The sequence below is a fragment of the Methanolobus sp. ZRKC4 genome (assembly GCF_045291305.1).
Classification (GTDB): Archaea; Halobacteriota; Methanosarcinia; order Methanosarcinales; family Methanosarcinaceae; genus Methanolobus.
Map to the genome: position 1 here is coordinate 142321 of NZ_CP146983.1, position 15067 is coordinate 157387.

The following is a 15067-nucleotide window of genomic DNA, read 5'->3' on the forward strand; positions in this document are numbered from 1 at the left end:
TGTTGAGGAATTATGATCGATACCCGTGGCCAAATGCACATAGATTACCTCATCGGTATTGCAATATTTCTGGTAAGTATAATTTTTGTATTTTCATATACAACAGGTCTTTTCACTCCATTCCAGTCCAACTCAGACGAAGTTACATTAGTCGCTGACAGGATATCGACAAGCATAATCGAGCAAAGCATGAGCGCAGGGAATCCCCGGACCCCAAACCTGCTGAACGGTACAAAGGTTGATAATTTCTTCAGTCAGGTGAATGCAAATTATGAAGGCACCATCGATTACTATGGTATGAATAGCTCGTTCCTGAGTTACAATCTCAACATCACAATGGAAAGCATCTCATCTGGTTTACTGATACATTCCACAGGGAAAACGTTGCCTACACAGGGAAACATAGGCCAGACTAAAAGAATAGTCATTGTCCGGGATGAAAATACCGGGAATGAAACTCAGAGAATGCTATCTGTGAGAGTGTGGTAATATGATCGATGAGAAATGTCCATTTAATGTTAAATTCGATACATCGGCCCAGCTACACACCCTAGAAGCTCTCATGACTCTCATAATCATTACGGGAATAATAATTTTCACTGTCCAGGCAACTTCTCTCACTCCCCTTACATCCTCAACGGCAAATGCCCACATAGAAGCACAGCTTCAGACAATGGGCCGGGATATGTTGAATGTGCTTGACCATTCCCACTACGGGCAGAATTCCAGCCTCAAAGAAGACATACTGAACTGGGACGGAGAGAAATATACCTGGAACTCTATCGATTACGTATCTAAAAACAATAACAACCTCGAAAACAGCTCGACAGCTGACCTATTGGAGAGTGTGATCGTTTCCAAAGGCATAGCACACAATGTAGAATTTGCTGTGATCGGTAGCACAGGGACAATTATGACCCTGCCTTACATATACAACGGCGAACCTTCGGATAATGCGGTAATAGTTTCGAGGAGAGTGCTGTTGTCTAACTCAGATATAGCTGATACTTCCCAATTCAGATCCGATACAGGCATACCTGATGCCGATACAAGTACGGATTTCTATAATCTTGTTGATGTGAAGATGACATTATGGCGAATGTGAAACAGGTGTTAACATGAAAAGACTGAACGAATCCGGTCAGATGATATTGATTGCCGGTTTTATTGTCGGAATAGGCATCGTAGTTCTGACTGTCATGCTTAACAACATCGTTTATGCAAGTAACACAGCCTCAGATTCCAGTATCGAGACAAACGTCTTTGATTATTCCAACGTTGTACAAATCACCGTCGAAGCCTATGAGAAAGCTTATGCAGACTCAAATGGCGGATCAGACAATGCCAAATTCAATGCTTACCTGGCAAACTACTCAGAAAAAGTTGTAAAGAGCTATTCATTCTCAGGATTCATATTTTCCCTTGATTCAGGAACACTGCAGGATGCTTATTTTACGCAAAATGGTCTGAGTGACGGAAACGATGACTGGATAGTTGTCGAAAGGGTTAATTATACAGATTCATTTTCCTTATCCAGGCTTAATGCATCCACTCTGGGGAATGAATCAAACAAGTTTGTAATAGAAATTAATAATCAGTCAGGTACAATCTGGTCAGCCAGTCTGTTCAATTCAAGTGGTGACATCAACCTCACTGTGTACGACAGCAGTTCCATACTGAATTCTAAAGATGATTCATTCAGCGAAATTAACATTACATCAAATAAGGCCGATACAGCTGACTTCAATTATTATTTCAGCAACCAGACTATAGGAGAAACTTACAGCATCAAATTCATAAATGGAAGTCAGGCAATGGGTACATTTCTGACATCAGGCGATCTAGTTAACGGAGAGCAATTCTACATTGAACGAGTACATATCGTCAATAGCACCATGAAACTGAACAAGAACGGACATCTTGAGATTAATTCGACAATACCTATTACGTTACCAAAGGGGCAGATATGATCCGGCAATTCAAAGATGATGAGAGAGCGATATCCGTTTCCGTTGGTTTCGTGTTAACCCTGGCTATTACAGTAATAACTATGGTAGTTGTGATCAGCTCTTTTTACGATATGATAGACAGGGCCGAACATACAATAATGAGAGACGAATTTGAGATACACGGTAACGATATGGCATTACAGATATCGAACATCGATACTGCCGTACAGATAACCAAGAATGCAGGAGGGGAAGTAGGTAGTTTTTTCTTTGAATTACCACTTCCTGATGAGATCGCAGGCCAACAGTATTCAATGGAGATATCGAACCAGACTAGTGAGATCATATTCGAGTCCCACGGGAAGTATGCTACCCGGGTAAAAGTACCCTACAAGGTACATGAAACCGAAGTCGCGTCGGTAAAACTTTTCAGCGGATCTGATGATTTCATATTATACTATGATCCTGACACGAACATGATAGAAATCGATTAAACCGGAAGATGTATATGGAAAAATCATTTAAATATTCGAATGATGCAGTATCGGAAATTGTTGATTACAGCATCATTTTAGCCATCATACTCTTTGCAACCGGGATAATCATAGTTGCTGGCGTACCGATTCTGGAAGACATGCAGGATGCCCATCATACCGAAAATATAAAACAAAGTTTCCAGGTACTGGCCCTCAATATCAATAAGGTAGTATTCGGAAATGCTCCTACACAATCAGTCGAATTGAAAATGTACGGGGGGTCTTTGTCTGTTACGGGAAACAGCCAGATTGGCATAACTATGCAGACATGGAACAGTTCATCAGATTCGTTTAGCTCATCATTTTATGGAAAACAGATGAGAAAGATAGAGAATGATTTTCAAGATACTTCTACGGGTTATGAGAACACCGGAGTGTGGATCAAATACAGCACAGGAGAAGCAATTATGGCATCTGAGCCACGTTTTACCTATGCAAATAACGTTCTGGTGATCCCTGACGGAAGTGTTTCGGGTGCAGACTCCATTTCCGGTTCAGGACTTGTGCGTGTGACAACTGATGCCGGGACAAGGTCCATAAACAGCTATCAAAACGTCTCACATGTAAACATAAGCATAACGAGTGATTATTTTAAAGCATGGGAAAAATACCTGAATGAACACCTTGGCATGTCAACCATAGAGCTTAACGAGACGACTCAAACTGTTTTAGCAGGTAAGATTTATACCGAAAATATAGATGTATACATCGTCAAGGCGGCCATGGACGTTACTATCGATTAATAATCATATGGAGTTAAAAAATGGGAAAGGATCTGTCAGGGAATAAAGCTGCAGTTTCATCGGTTGTGGGAATTACAATCATGTTTGCAATCACGCTCCTATCAATAGGTATAATGGTCCTCTACACACTACCCGCAATAGAAAGCATGGAAGATATGGCCCAGGCTCAAAAAATTGAGCAGGGATTCACAGTTTTTGACTCCAGAACCAGCAAGACAGCCCTCGGAGAAGCTCCTCTTCAGACGACGGGCCTTTCCCTTATGGGAGGAGATGTCGAAATTATGGGGGACGATGATGCCTACAATGAAAGCCAGATAATGATCATAGGACTTTCATCAAATTCAACATGGTATGATGATTTTTACCAGAATCGTAGTTATTGGGATGCATGGAAAAGCTATGAGAACGAACCAGACTTTGCAGGATTCAACGCATCCATGGGAAAGATAGTTTATACTTCAGGAGAAAGGATCATTGCCTATGAAGGCGGTGGCGTGTGGTCTAAATATCCCACCGGTGGGACGGTAATGATTTCACCACCAGAGTTTCATTTCAATGGTGAAACACTAACAATTCCTATTATGAAAATAACAGGAAATACTTCAGTTTCAGGAAGTACAAATGCAGCGATTTCCGTTGCATCAACCAGCGATCCAGATATACTGTTCCCGAATAGTACCAAGAACAGCCTTTTTGTCAATCCTCTCAAGGCTGACAAGATAATCATCTACATCCAGAGTGATTATTATGATGGATGGGCAGAATATGCGGAAACACTAATAACCACCACAGCAACCCTTGATGACGAAAACAAAACAGCAATTCTGGACCTTGATACCGTACCAGAGATGGGAACATATCCATTGGCCTACAATTTTAAGATAGTTCAACTGAATGAATCAAATCCCGAACCCATATACAATTTTTCATACTACCTTGAAGCAGTATCAAAAGATGCATCAAATTTTAATTCCGCACAATTTTGGCTCAGGGCCTCATCTGGAACAAAAGAGATAGAATATGAGACCGATAAGACAACCATACAACATGTCAAATACAGGGATTCTGCTGTCAGTACCAATTGGGAGACATGGGTAGATGCAGGCAGTGAATTTACAAAATATGAAGACCCTGACAACAAGAAGCATGCAAATTGTACCTTCGACTTCTTAAATGAAACTTATCTTATGGAATATTCCGATGGAGAAATTGAAGAGTACTCCTGGAATGTGACCAGCCCCACAACAATGATACCAAACATGACAATCGTAGATGGTGATACGCAGTCGTTATACAACATAACCATGCACTACTTCAAGCTCATGGCACTGGAAGGAACCATTGACTGTACATGGGAGGAAAAACAAAATAATAAAGTGGAGGAAATAGATTCCGAATACACTCTCCTATATGATGGAGGAGGCAACCTTATTTCTTTCCTCCACGTGACGAGAAACGAGCTTGAAGCTACCATCGATTAAGTGCTTTGGCAAATCCGAACAGCCTTACAGAAAACCTTAAATCCGGCACACCCATTAACAAATCTCATTAAGGTGAAACTCATGAAGAAAGCAATAATAGAAACCGATAAAGGTAACATTGTACTGGAACTTTTCGAGAAGGATGCACCAAAAACCGTAGCAAACTTCGAGAAACTCATTAAGCAGGGATTCTACGACGGCCTTACTTTCCACAGGGTCATACCAAACTTTGTCATCCAGGGCGGATGTCCTAAAGGAGACGGTACAGGTGGACCAGGATACTCCATCAAATGTGAGACAAAAGGTAACCCACGCAAACACGGCAAAGGCGCACTTTCAATGGCACATGCTGGAAAGGACACCGGAGGCAGCCAGTTCTTCATCACACACTCACCACAGCCACACCTTGATAATGTACATACCGTTTTCGGCCAGGTAGTCGAAGGTATGGACGTTGTCAACAAGATTAAGCCAAATGATGTGATGAAAAAAGTTACTGTTGTAGAAGAATAAACTCATTTCTGCAGTGTCCACTACCCACGATACTGCAAACTTACTTTTTTGTATCCATAGTGGGCAAGTATAACTGCTCGTTGCCCTATCTTGTAATTTATATGTATACCTACATAGTTCGGCTTTTTATTTACAACATAAGTCATACTTTTTACAAGCAATATCCAGATAGATATTTATATTAGTCCTAACAAGAATAATCGATATGTCCCAGAGAACATAACGGCGCTTGGAATAAGCTACCATTATCAGAAAGAGACATGTTCAAATTACAAAGGTGGTCCATATGAAACAAAATAGAAACTTCATTGTAGGAATTACAGCCATACTGATAATAATGATGCTGGCAAGCGGATGTGTAAACAAACCATCTGAACAAACAGAACCTACACAAATCACAGTATCTGCTGCCTCAACACTTACCGAATCTTTTGAAGAGATTGTAGAACAGTTCAAGATAGAGAATCCTGAAATAGATGTTCAGCTTAACCTTGCAAGCTCGGGAGCGCTACGTATGCAAATTGAAGCAGGTGCCCCCATTGATGTCTTTGCATCAGCATCTCAGCAACATATGAATCTACTTGATGAAAAGGAAATGATAGTTAAAGATTCAAGGACTGACTTTGCTCAAAATTCAATGGTCCTTATCGTCCCAATAACCAGTGAGCTGGAGATTACAAGCGTAGATAGCTTGTTAAATGATAGCGTTAAAAGATTTGTCATCAGCGACCCGGAAATATCACCAGCCGGAACTTATTCAAAGCAATCCCTTGTAGAATCTGGACTATGGAATGAATTAGAAGGAAAAGCAGTGCTTGCCGAAACCGTCAAGCAGGTGCTGGTCTATGTTGAAAGAGGCGAAGTTGATGCAGGATTTGTATTCATGACTGATGCAAAAATTGCAAAAAAAGACACCATCAAAATCATATCCACCATTCCTACCAGCACAGACATTAGTTATCCAATAACAGTCCTTGAATCATCAGAACATAAAAAAGAGTCACAAATGTTCGTAGATTTTGTTACAGGCCAAAAAGGAAGATCAATATTAGAATCACATGGATTCACGGCATAATAAGGATTAAAAAGAAATGCTGGACCAGATATGGTTTCCCCTTGGGATCACGCTGAAAATAGCAATATTATCCACCCTTGTAGTAGCAGTGGTAGGTGTGATAATATCATATGTGCTCGCAAGACGTGATTTCAGGGGAAAATGGTTCGCAGATGTCCTCGTTACTTTACCTCTTGTACTCCCCCCCACTGTAACAGGATACATTCTGGTAGTATTACTGGGAAAAAACGGAGCCCTCGGAAATATCATTTACAACCTGACAGGGTGGACCATACTTTTCACATGGGAGGCAGCAGTCATTGCAGCTTTTATCGTATCGCTTCCACTTATGGTAAAAACTACTGCTGCTGCAATCGAAGCAGTGGACAGAGATTTCGAATATGCCGCATTCACCCTTGGAAGAAAAGAACTGGAAACTGCGCTTTTCATCACACTTCCACTTGCAAAAAAAGGGATACTCGCAGGAATAGTCCTGAGTTTTGCCAGGTCGGTGGGAGAGTTCGGAGCAACACTCATGGTCGCAGGGAATATACCCGGAAGAACTAACACTATGTCACTTTCGATATACAGCGCATTCCAGACAGGGAATAACGAACTTGCCAATACGCTGGTAATAATATTGATAGCAATGTCACTACTCTCTATGGCCATAACTGCAAAACTTGTCGACACATGGAAGGTCTGAGGTGTTAGTATAGGCATCAAAGTGGATTTCAGAAAACGATATTACAAGAAAAAAAGCGACAAGAAAAAAGGCATAGAGCCTTCTTTTACACTTGATGCCAAATTTGAGATTGAAAATGAGCTGGTAGTACTTTTCGGACGTTCGGGGTCAGGGAAGACTACAGCACTCCAATGCATTTCCGGACTTCTTGAACCCAACGGTGGAAAGATAATCGTTAATAACAAAGTGTATTTCGATTGCCATAAAAGAATAAACCTTCCGGTACAGCAGAGAAGCCTCGGATACGTATTCCAGAACTATGCCCTGTTTCCCCACATGGATGTGAAAAAGAACATTGCCTACGGACTGAAAGGATGGAGCAAAGAAGAGAAAGAAAAGAGAATTCAGGAAATGTTGCAGCTACTCCATATAGAAGGCCTGGAGAACAATTATCCTTCACAGCTTTCAGGTGGACAGAAACAAAGGGTAGCACTTGCACGGGCCCTTGCACCCAAGCCTGATATCCTCTTGCTGGACGAACCATTCTCAGCACTGGACATGGTAGTGCGTATGAAACTTCGGGAGAAGATCAAGGAGATACAGAGGGAGCTTAGCATTCCGGTGCTCTTCATAACCCACAATCATGTAGAAGCCTTCACGATTGCTGACAAGATAATAATTTTCCACGACGGACGCGTGCAGCAGCTGGGAACACCCGAAGAAGTCTTTTATCATCCGAAGAACAGGCATGTTGCAGAACTTGTAGGTATGTCCAACATCTTCGAGGATTCGCTTGCCTTAGACGAGGATGAAACATCCAGAACACTGACACTTAAATGTGGAAACTTGCAGGTGATCGCAAATAAGCCAGATAATAAAGTAAACGATAAAATGGCATGGGGTATAAGGCCTGAAAATCTCCGTATATTGCCCCTTATAGATAAAAGGGAGAATGCCGGAGAAAATACATTTACTGCCAGCGTGAAGAGCATTGTCAATAAGGGAGCAAGTAAAATTCTGGCTCTTGAGATAACAGAACATGAAAATATACTGATTGCTGAGCTGGCAAACCAGTTCTTTGAGGATATGGACCTTAAAGTAGGCGATGACTGTTTTGCGAGGATCGAAAAAAGCAAGATAGTCATTTTCTGAAACGCTTTTTTCTAAGGTGTTAAGCATAGGTTATCAGACAGGTTTGTGCCCAATAATCTTTTAAAGTTAGATTACATCATTTTATAGCAGAGATGAAATTCATTGAAAGGCTTTTTGGAAAAAAGCAGGAAAAAGAAGAATCTCAGCCAACTGTTTTTAAGCTCATGGAACTTGCCGGTATTGTGAGAGACGAGTCTAAAAAGCAGGAAGAAGAACTTCGACCTGTTGTAAAGGGAAAATATGATGGAATCAAAAATGCACTCAGAGACCTGGAACAATTAAAGAAAGAACTACTAACTGCTGAACCTATTGAGGGTGCAAGTAAAAGAGGAGAAAAACTTGGAGACTCAAACAGGGACAATGTAGCCAATAACCTGAAGCTCATCGATGATAAGTTGAAAGTTCCCGGAGATACCTCACCTGTAGCTGCTTCTGAATTCTATACAGATTCAAAATCCACCCTGAAAACTGTTTTAGATAATACCCGTAAAAGCCTGATGTATATAAAGGCACTTTACCCCAGGGAACACCAGAAAATAAATCAGGGCCTGGCAGATCTTGAAGATGCGCTTGACGAACTCTACTCCTCGACAATGAAGGGAAACGAAAGGATAGGAGAATTACAGAAGATTTCTACGGAAGCGGAGAATGTTAGCAGGACCGGAAAAGAAATAGAAAATAGTACTAAAAAAATGGTGGAATTGGATTCTAAGTACGAATCTGCAAAGGACAAACTTTCTGTGGATGACTCCAGACTTACGGAACTTGAGAATAGTAGCGAATTTGAAAGAGCAAAACAACTGGAAACTGAGATTCGACTTCTTGATACAAAGATAGCAGACGCAGGATCCGAAGCAAGAAGACTCTTCACACCACTTTCAAAGGCCATTTCCAGAATGGAAAAACAGGATGAGAATGAGAGATGTGTACTTTCCCCTGAGAACAGGGAAATACTCAGGACCATTAAAGAAGAACCTGCATTTGCAATTGAACATGACCTTAATCCTTTTCTTTCACAACTCAAGAGCAGGGTCGAAAGTGGAGAACTTGGCCTGAAGGACCAAATGTGTGACAAAACCCTAAAGCAAATACAAGTGCTGGACGATAAAAAAATAATATTATCCCTTGTTGAGCAAAGAAAAAAGTATCTTTCAGAGAAAGAGAAGCTAGAAGTGGAATTAAACGGTCTTAGTATCTATCAGCAAAAAGAAGAGATTGAAAAAGAGATTGAAAGACATCATGTTCTGGTAAGATCTACAAACCATGACATTGACTTAGAAAGAAGACAACTGGAAAACCTTAAAGAAGAAATGGAAAGAGGAAAGTCAGTGCTTCTTTCAGATGTAAGGCATGTTTTCGGGAAAGAGGCAATGATAGAATATGGGGAACGTACCTGAACATAGGAAAGGAGTAATAACATGGGACATGATGAAACAAATATCCACAGATTGAAGGAAGTCACTGAATTCGTTAAGACAAGTCAAAATGAAAAGAAGGAAGAAAAAAAGAAAGAGAAAAGGAATATTCTGGGGCTTAATGATTAAAGACATCTATTATTTTTTTACAATTTGTTCTATTTCGGTAAAATCTACTGCGTAATTATAATCGTATTTCTTTTGTTACACACATGTAAAACTGTGGTTCCAGGAATATGAACTCACAATATTAATAGAATAATCGTAACTATTCAGCCTGGCACGATTTGCCTATTGGTACTGATTTCATCGAAATAGAGATGTCTGCTCACTAACAATCTAACAATCAAAAAAGCAATCAATAGCAACAATCAAAATAAATGATCCTAATGAAATTTACGTTTCAACTTTTTGTCAAGATTGTTATTGATAGCGTTTTTATCAGGCTGAATAGTTACGAATAATCTACTTGTATGGATTAATAAATTATGAGAAAAAGGAAGTAATGCGAGGGCAACAGAGAAAACTATAATACCCTATCGCCCTCTTGACGTCTTAAATATTCCGATTGGCAAGCATACATGTTGCAGGGTATTTCCCTGAATTGATCCAATCGAAAGCCGAAACATAGTGTCGCAGTGTTTCAAACTTCGAACATTACATTCTCAGCAATACTTACTATATGACTCATAGGATAAGTTTTTTTCGGTCGACTTGAACAACTTCTCAATAAAAAAAACAATGATTACAAAAATTGAGCGATCCCGAAGGGATTTGAACCCCTGACCCTCGGGTTAGAAGCCCGATGCTATATCCTGGCTAAGCCACGGGACCGCTAATGATTGACTGGAGTCTGAAATAGGTTTTCTAGCATAAAAGCCTTTTGTAAGAATCCAGGCACATTCCTAAATTGCAAACAATGTGAATGTGAATACAAATATATAATAGTTTGACATCAAACCTACCATCAATTTGATGAGGCTTCATTATGAGTGAACTTTTGATATATTACAACGGCGAATATGTCCCCAAATCGAAGGCCACGACTTCGATATACGACCATGGATTCCTGTACGGTGATGGTGTATTCGAAGGCATAAGGGCCTACAACGGACGTGTCTTTAAGTTACGGGAACATATTGACAGGCTTTATGACTCAGCAAGGGCAATAGCTCTGAAAATCCCCCTGTCCAAGGAAGAGATGGAAGAAGCTGTCCTGGAAACACTCAGGAAAAACAATCTGAAAGACGCATATATAAGGCCTATTGTATCAAGGGGTGTAGGAGACCTTGGACTTGACCCCAGAAAATGCCCAAACCCCAATATTTTCATCATAAGCCAGGAATGGGGTGCAATGTACGGAGACCTCTATGAAGTCGGGCTCACAGGAGTTACTGTTGCAATCAGGAGGAACTCGGCTGATGCTCTTTCCCCGAATATCAAATCACTCAACTACCTGAACAACATCCTTGCAAAGATCGAGGCAAATGAGAAAGGTGGAGATGAAGCTATTTTCTTTGACGGGAACGGCTATCTTTCCGAAGGTTCAGGCGACAATATCTTCATAATTAAGAACGGAAAAGTCTACACCCCTCCGACAATAAACAACCTAAAAGGCATTACAAGAGCTACTGCAATCGAATTATTGAAGGAAATGAATATCGAGGTTATTGTAGAGAACATGGGACTTTTCGACCTTTATACTGCTGATGAGATATTCGTGACAGGTACGGCTGCTGAAGCTGCCCCTCTTGTCAAGGTGGACGGCCGTGATATCGGTGACGGAAAGCCAGGACCTATTACAAAGAAGATGGTTGCAGCTTTGACAGAGTCACAACAACCACAGGAACACCTATTTTTCCTTAAAATGAAGAGTTGACTCTTCATTATCTTTTCTTCTTTTTTATTTCTTCAAAACATTAATTAGGCATTACTCCAGTAACCTATTGTATTCAAATGCTATTATAATATAATATAGAATAAATGAGGTTTTAGAATGGAACTAGAGGGAGAAAAAGGCAAAGTGGTAATGCAGAACCTCAAATACCTCAATGATTCGGTAATGGCAATATTGCTGCTCATGCCTGTGACCCTTGTGATCACTTTCGAAGCCCTGGATTCCACCCACAACCTGAAGATACTTTCCCTTGCTACATGGATCGTGTATCTCATGGGTCTGTGGTATGTTGCTTCAAGAGTATTCAAGCTCAACAAAACGCTTATAGCGTATCTTGACGATGAATAAGCGAGCATAATGGAACGCAAGGAATTCAGGGAACTCACCCCCGTAGAAGAAGCAAGGAAGCTGATCGAACAGATCAGAGTCCAGCCAGAAATTATTACTTTAGCTATTGAAAAAGCTGTAGGACACATCATAGCAGATGACATACCTTCGGGTGTGGATGTGCCTGCATTCAACCGCTCTGTCAAAGACGGTTATGCAATACATGCAAAGGATACCTATCAGGCAAGTGAACCTGAGCCTGTGAAGCTCAAAATGACAGGTTCCATACCTGCCGGGTGCTCTGACACTTTTTTTGCAGGTGAAGGGGAAGCTATTGAGATATCCACAGGAGCACCCATCCCCGACGGAGCAGATGCTGTGGTGATGGTTGAACAAACAAAGGGGGTAGATGATAATATACTTGTTTACCAGCCGGTCCACATCAATGAGAACATCATGAAAGCCGGCAGCGACATCATGAAGGGAGAACGTGTACTCAGGAAGAATACACGTATCGGATCCAGGGAGATCGGTGTTCTTGCATCAGTCGGCATGAAAGAAGTACCTGTCAGAAAACTGTTGGTGGGCATAATCTCAACGGGCAATGAACTCATAGAACCCGGCAACTCACTTGGAAAAGGACTTATATTCGATGCAAACTCCTATGCAATAGCTGCAAGCGTGGAAGAGGCAGGCGCTATTCCGAAAATGTATGGCATAATTCCCGACGACGGAAAAATGATGGAAGAAGGCCTGGACAGGGCGATCAGAGAATGTCATATGGTTCTCACCTCGGGCAGCACTTCTGCGGGTGTCGGGGATATAATGTACAAGATAATTGAGGATAAGGGAAAAACACTTACCCACGGAATCGCCATTAAACCCGGCAAACCGGTCGTCATCGGGATGATAGATGGCATACCTACTATCGGCCTTCCGGGAAACCCAACCTCTGCACTCAGTATATTCAATGAGTTTGTGGCACCGATAATCCATAATTCACTTGGAACCGCACCATCCTTCAGGACAAAGGTTCAGGCTGTCATGGGAACAGGCATACGTTCAGGAGGACGTGAGGAGTTATTCCCTGTGGGAGTGATCCGCGGGAGAGCATACCCCGCAGACAAGACCTCAGGAGCAATCACAACTCTTTCAGATGCTGACGGGATTATCGAGATCAACGCAGAGACTGAGTATATCGACGCAGGAAGCCCGGTTGAGGTTACTATGTTTGGTAATGTGAGAATCCCGGACCTGATGTATGTAGGTGGGCAGTGCCCGGGCATAGATCTGCTTGAAGAGATGACAGGACTTGTGTTCAGGACATTGAATAGGGGTTCCAGTGCAGGATTTGCAGCCATATCCAGCGGCACTACTGACATTGCATGTGTGAATATGGTGGACGCAGAGGGAAATTACAATTCATCAACCATATCAAAAATGAATCTTGAGAACATAGTTCTTGTCAAGGGATACAGGCGAGAGCTAGGGCTTATATTCACCCCTGACAACCATGTGGACGGACTTGAGGAAATAACCAGCCTGCAACTCATAAACAGGAACCGGGGATCCGGAACAAGAGCAATTCTGGAAAGAGAGCTTGGAACACTGGCAGAAGCAAAAGGGATGACGAAGAGTGAATTTATCAAAAACATAAAGGGTTACAATTCAGGTTCAAAGACCCACCGGTCTGTCTGCGATGCTGTAAAAAGTGGAAAGGCAGATGTTGGCTTTGGAATCAGGGCTGCGGCAGAGGAATCCGGGCTTGGGTTTGTTCCTGTTACAGAGGACGAATTTGATTTTGTCATACGAAAGGATCTTCTGGATATCAGGGAGATACAGGTTTTCCTGAATGCTCTCCGCTCCGAAGAATTCTCAAGAAGACTTCCGGCCGGAATTCATACGTATGAAATGACCGGTAGTATAATATCCCCCTTTTGACGATATGGCAAGTCTAAAATCGGGAAAATCTTTTTTATTTTGACGTTATGGTAGGTTCAAATGGGCATACACGAGGATATACAGGAAGTAGAAGAGGAGATCAAAAAGACTCCTTACAATAAGGCAACATCACATCACATTGGTAAGCTGAAGGCTAAGCTTGCACGTCTGCGTGATGAAGTTGTCAAGAAAGCTGCAAGCAAGGGAGGCGGTGAAGGATACTCCGTGAGAAAGTCAGGAGATGCCACCGTCACGCTTGTAGGATTCCCGTCAGTGGGAAAATCCACACTACTTAACAAGCTGACCGGTGCAAATTCAGAGGTCGGAGCCTATGAGTTTACAACCCTGGATGTGATTCCGGGAGTGCTTGAATACAACAATGCAACTATCCAGATACTTGATGTTCCCGGGCTGGTGAAGGGAGCTGCAAGCGGAAGAGGCCGTGGAAGAGAAGTAATCTCTGTCGTAAGGAACTGCGACCTTGTGCTTTTTATACTGGATGTGTTCCAGAATTACCACCATAATGTTCTTACCCAGGAATTGTATGATGCAGGGATCCGCCTGAACCAGAAAGCACCTGATGTCGTCATAAAGAGGCATGACAGAGGCGGTGTCACGGTCAGCAGCACTCTTGACCTCGACCTGTCAGATGATCTTATCAAGGCAATACTTGCAGAGTATAAAATACACAATGCCCATGTGCTCATCAGGGACAATATCAACGTTGACCAGCTGATAGACGCCATCATGGGTAACAGGGTGTATATCCCTTCGGTTGTTGTTGTCAACAAGGTGGACATGGCAGATGAATATGTACTGGATAAATGCAGGGAGGATTACCCTGATGCGACATACATCTCAGCCGATAAGGAGCTGAACCTTGATGCCGTCAAGGACCTGATATACGAATCACTGGACTTTATTCGCGTTTACCTGAAACCCCAGGGTGGCCCCGCTGACATGGAAGAGCCACTCATTGTACGCAAAGGTGTCACGGTTGGAGAAATCTGTGACCACCTCCACCGCGATTTCAGGAGAAAATTCAGGTATTCACTGGTATGGGGAACATCAGCCAAGCACCCGGGCCAGAGAGCAGGTCTTGACCATGAGTTGCACGATAAGGACCTTTTGACACTTATCATCGCAAAGTGAAAAATATCCTTTTCTGCATAAAAATTAAGTACCATAATGCATTTATTCTGCTAAGCCTGCGTAGTCCCGTAGGGTAGTGGTCAATCCTTCCGGCCTTTGGAGCCGAAGACGCTGGTTCGAATCCGGCCGGGACTATCTTTTTTAAAAATCCTATTGATGCTCTTGTTACTGGTTCTTGAGAGATTCCTAGATATTTCTCTATTTTTTTAAGCCTTGATTCTA

At 42.0% G+C, this 15067-nt stretch carries 15 protein-coding genes, 2 tRNA genes and 1 pseudogene; 17 read left to right on the forward strand and 1 reads right to left on the reverse strand.

The genetic code is table 11. The annotated features are described in order from the left end of the window. Window positions 1-12: 12 nt before the first annotated feature. The 12 genes from V7O67_RS00750 to V7O67_RS00805 all read left to right on the forward strand — a co-directional run bounded on the left by V7O67_RS00750 (window position 13) and on the right by V7O67_RS00805 (window position 9657). Window positions 13-489, forward strand: coding sequence for a hypothetical protein (locus tag V7O67_RS00750; RefSeq protein WP_406670537.1), 477 nt, complete (start codon window positions 13-15; stop codon window positions 487-489). 1 nt (window position 490) lies between these two features. Then, window positions 491-1105 (forward strand): hypothetical protein, encoded by a 615-nt coding sequence (locus V7O67_RS00755; RefSeq protein ID WP_406670538.1) that lies wholly within the window; start codon window positions 491-493, stop codon window positions 1103-1105. 13 nt (window positions 1106-1118) lie between these two features. Continuing rightward, window positions 1119-1970: a hypothetical protein gene (locus tag V7O67_RS00760; protein WP_406670539.1), complete on the forward strand. Its 852-nt coding sequence runs from the start codon at window positions 1119-1121 to the stop codon at window positions 1968-1970. Then, window positions 1967-2443 (forward strand): hypothetical protein, encoded by a 477-nt coding sequence (locus tag V7O67_RS00765; RefSeq protein ID WP_406655742.1) that lies wholly within the window; start codon window positions 1967-1969, stop codon window positions 2441-2443. Before V7O67_RS00760 ends, V7O67_RS00765 begins: the two co-directional genes overlap by 4 nt. A 14-nt stretch (window positions 2444-2457) precedes the next feature. After that, window positions 2458-3228 carry a hypothetical protein gene (locus tag V7O67_RS00770; protein ID WP_406670540.1) on the forward strand — a complete coding sequence of 257 codons (771 nt, stop codon included), beginning with the start codon at window positions 2458-2460 and terminating at the stop codon, window positions 3226-3228. 20 nt (window positions 3229-3248) lie between these two features. Beyond that, window positions 3249-4709 (forward strand): hypothetical protein, encoded by a 1461-nt coding sequence (locus V7O67_RS00775; protein ID WP_406670541.1) that lies wholly within the window; start codon window positions 3249-3251, stop codon window positions 4707-4709. 81 nt (window positions 4710-4790) lie between these two features. Next, window positions 4791-5222 (forward strand): peptidylprolyl isomerase, encoded by a 432-nt coding sequence (locus tag V7O67_RS00780; RefSeq protein WP_406655745.1) that lies wholly within the window; start codon window positions 4791-4793, stop codon window positions 5220-5222. A gap of 286 nt (window positions 5223-5508) precedes the next feature. Then, window positions 5509-6297, forward strand: a complete 789-nt coding sequence (gene modA / locus V7O67_RS00785; protein ID WP_406670542.1) for a molybdate ABC transporter substrate-binding protein — start codon at window positions 5509-5511, stop codon at window positions 6295-6297. Window positions 6298-6313: 16 nt separating this feature from the next. Then, window positions 6314-6982 carry a molybdate ABC transporter permease subunit gene (gene modB / locus V7O67_RS00790; protein ID WP_406655747.1) on the forward strand — a complete coding sequence of 223 codons (669 nt, stop codon included), beginning with the start codon at window positions 6314-6316 and terminating at the stop codon, window positions 6980-6982. Window positions 6983-7003: 21 nt separating this feature from the next. After that, window positions 7004-8113 (forward strand): ABC transporter ATP-binding protein, encoded by a 1110-nt coding sequence (locus V7O67_RS00795; protein WP_406670543.1) that lies wholly within the window; start codon window positions 7004-7006, stop codon window positions 8111-8113. A gap of 92 nt (window positions 8114-8205) precedes the next feature. Next, on the forward strand, window positions 8206-9510 hold the full coding sequence (locus V7O67_RS00800) for a hypothetical protein (RefSeq protein WP_342303912.1): 1305 nt from the start codon (window positions 8206-8208) through the stop codon (window positions 9508-9510). 21 nt (window positions 9511-9531) lie between these two features. Then, on the forward strand, window positions 9532-9657 hold the full coding sequence (locus tag V7O67_RS00805) for a hypothetical protein (RefSeq protein ID WP_342303911.1): 126 nt from the start codon (window positions 9532-9534) through the stop codon (window positions 9655-9657). A 630-nt stretch (window positions 9658-10287) separates the two neighbouring features. Here V7O67_RS00805 and V7O67_RS00810 read toward each other — a convergent pair. Continuing rightward, window positions 10288-10362 (reverse strand) — tRNA-Arg (locus V7O67_RS00810). A gap of 154 nt (window positions 10363-10516) precedes the next feature. Between V7O67_RS00810 and ilvE the strand changes: the two are divergent. The 5 genes and pseudogenes from ilvE (at window position 10517) to V7O67_RS00835 (ending at window position 14980) form a co-directional block, all read left to right on the forward strand. After that, window positions 10517-11394, forward strand: a pseudogene (gene ilvE, locus V7O67_RS00815) (branched-chain-amino-acid transaminase). A gap of 130 nt (window positions 11395-11524) precedes the next feature. After that, complete coding sequence (locus V7O67_RS00820; protein ID WP_406670544.1) at window positions 11525-11773, forward strand: sodium:proton antiporter; 249 nt, start codon at window positions 11525-11527, stop codon at window positions 11771-11773. Window positions 11774-11782: 9 nt separating this feature from the next. Continuing rightward, window positions 11783-13693 (forward strand): molybdopterin biosynthesis protein, encoded by a 1911-nt coding sequence (locus tag V7O67_RS00825; RefSeq protein ID WP_406670545.1) that lies wholly within the window; start codon window positions 11783-11785, stop codon window positions 13691-13693. Between the two features lie 60 nt (window positions 13694-13753). Further along, window positions 13754-14845 carry an OBG GTPase family GTP-binding protein gene (locus V7O67_RS00830; RefSeq protein WP_406655754.1) on the forward strand — a complete coding sequence of 364 codons (1092 nt, stop codon included), beginning with the start codon at window positions 13754-13756 and terminating at the stop codon, window positions 14843-14845. A gap of 62 nt (window positions 14846-14907) precedes the next feature. Continuing rightward, window positions 14908-14980: transfer RNA gene (locus tag V7O67_RS00835), tRNA-Gln, on the forward strand. Window positions 14981-15067 lie beyond the last annotated feature (87 nt).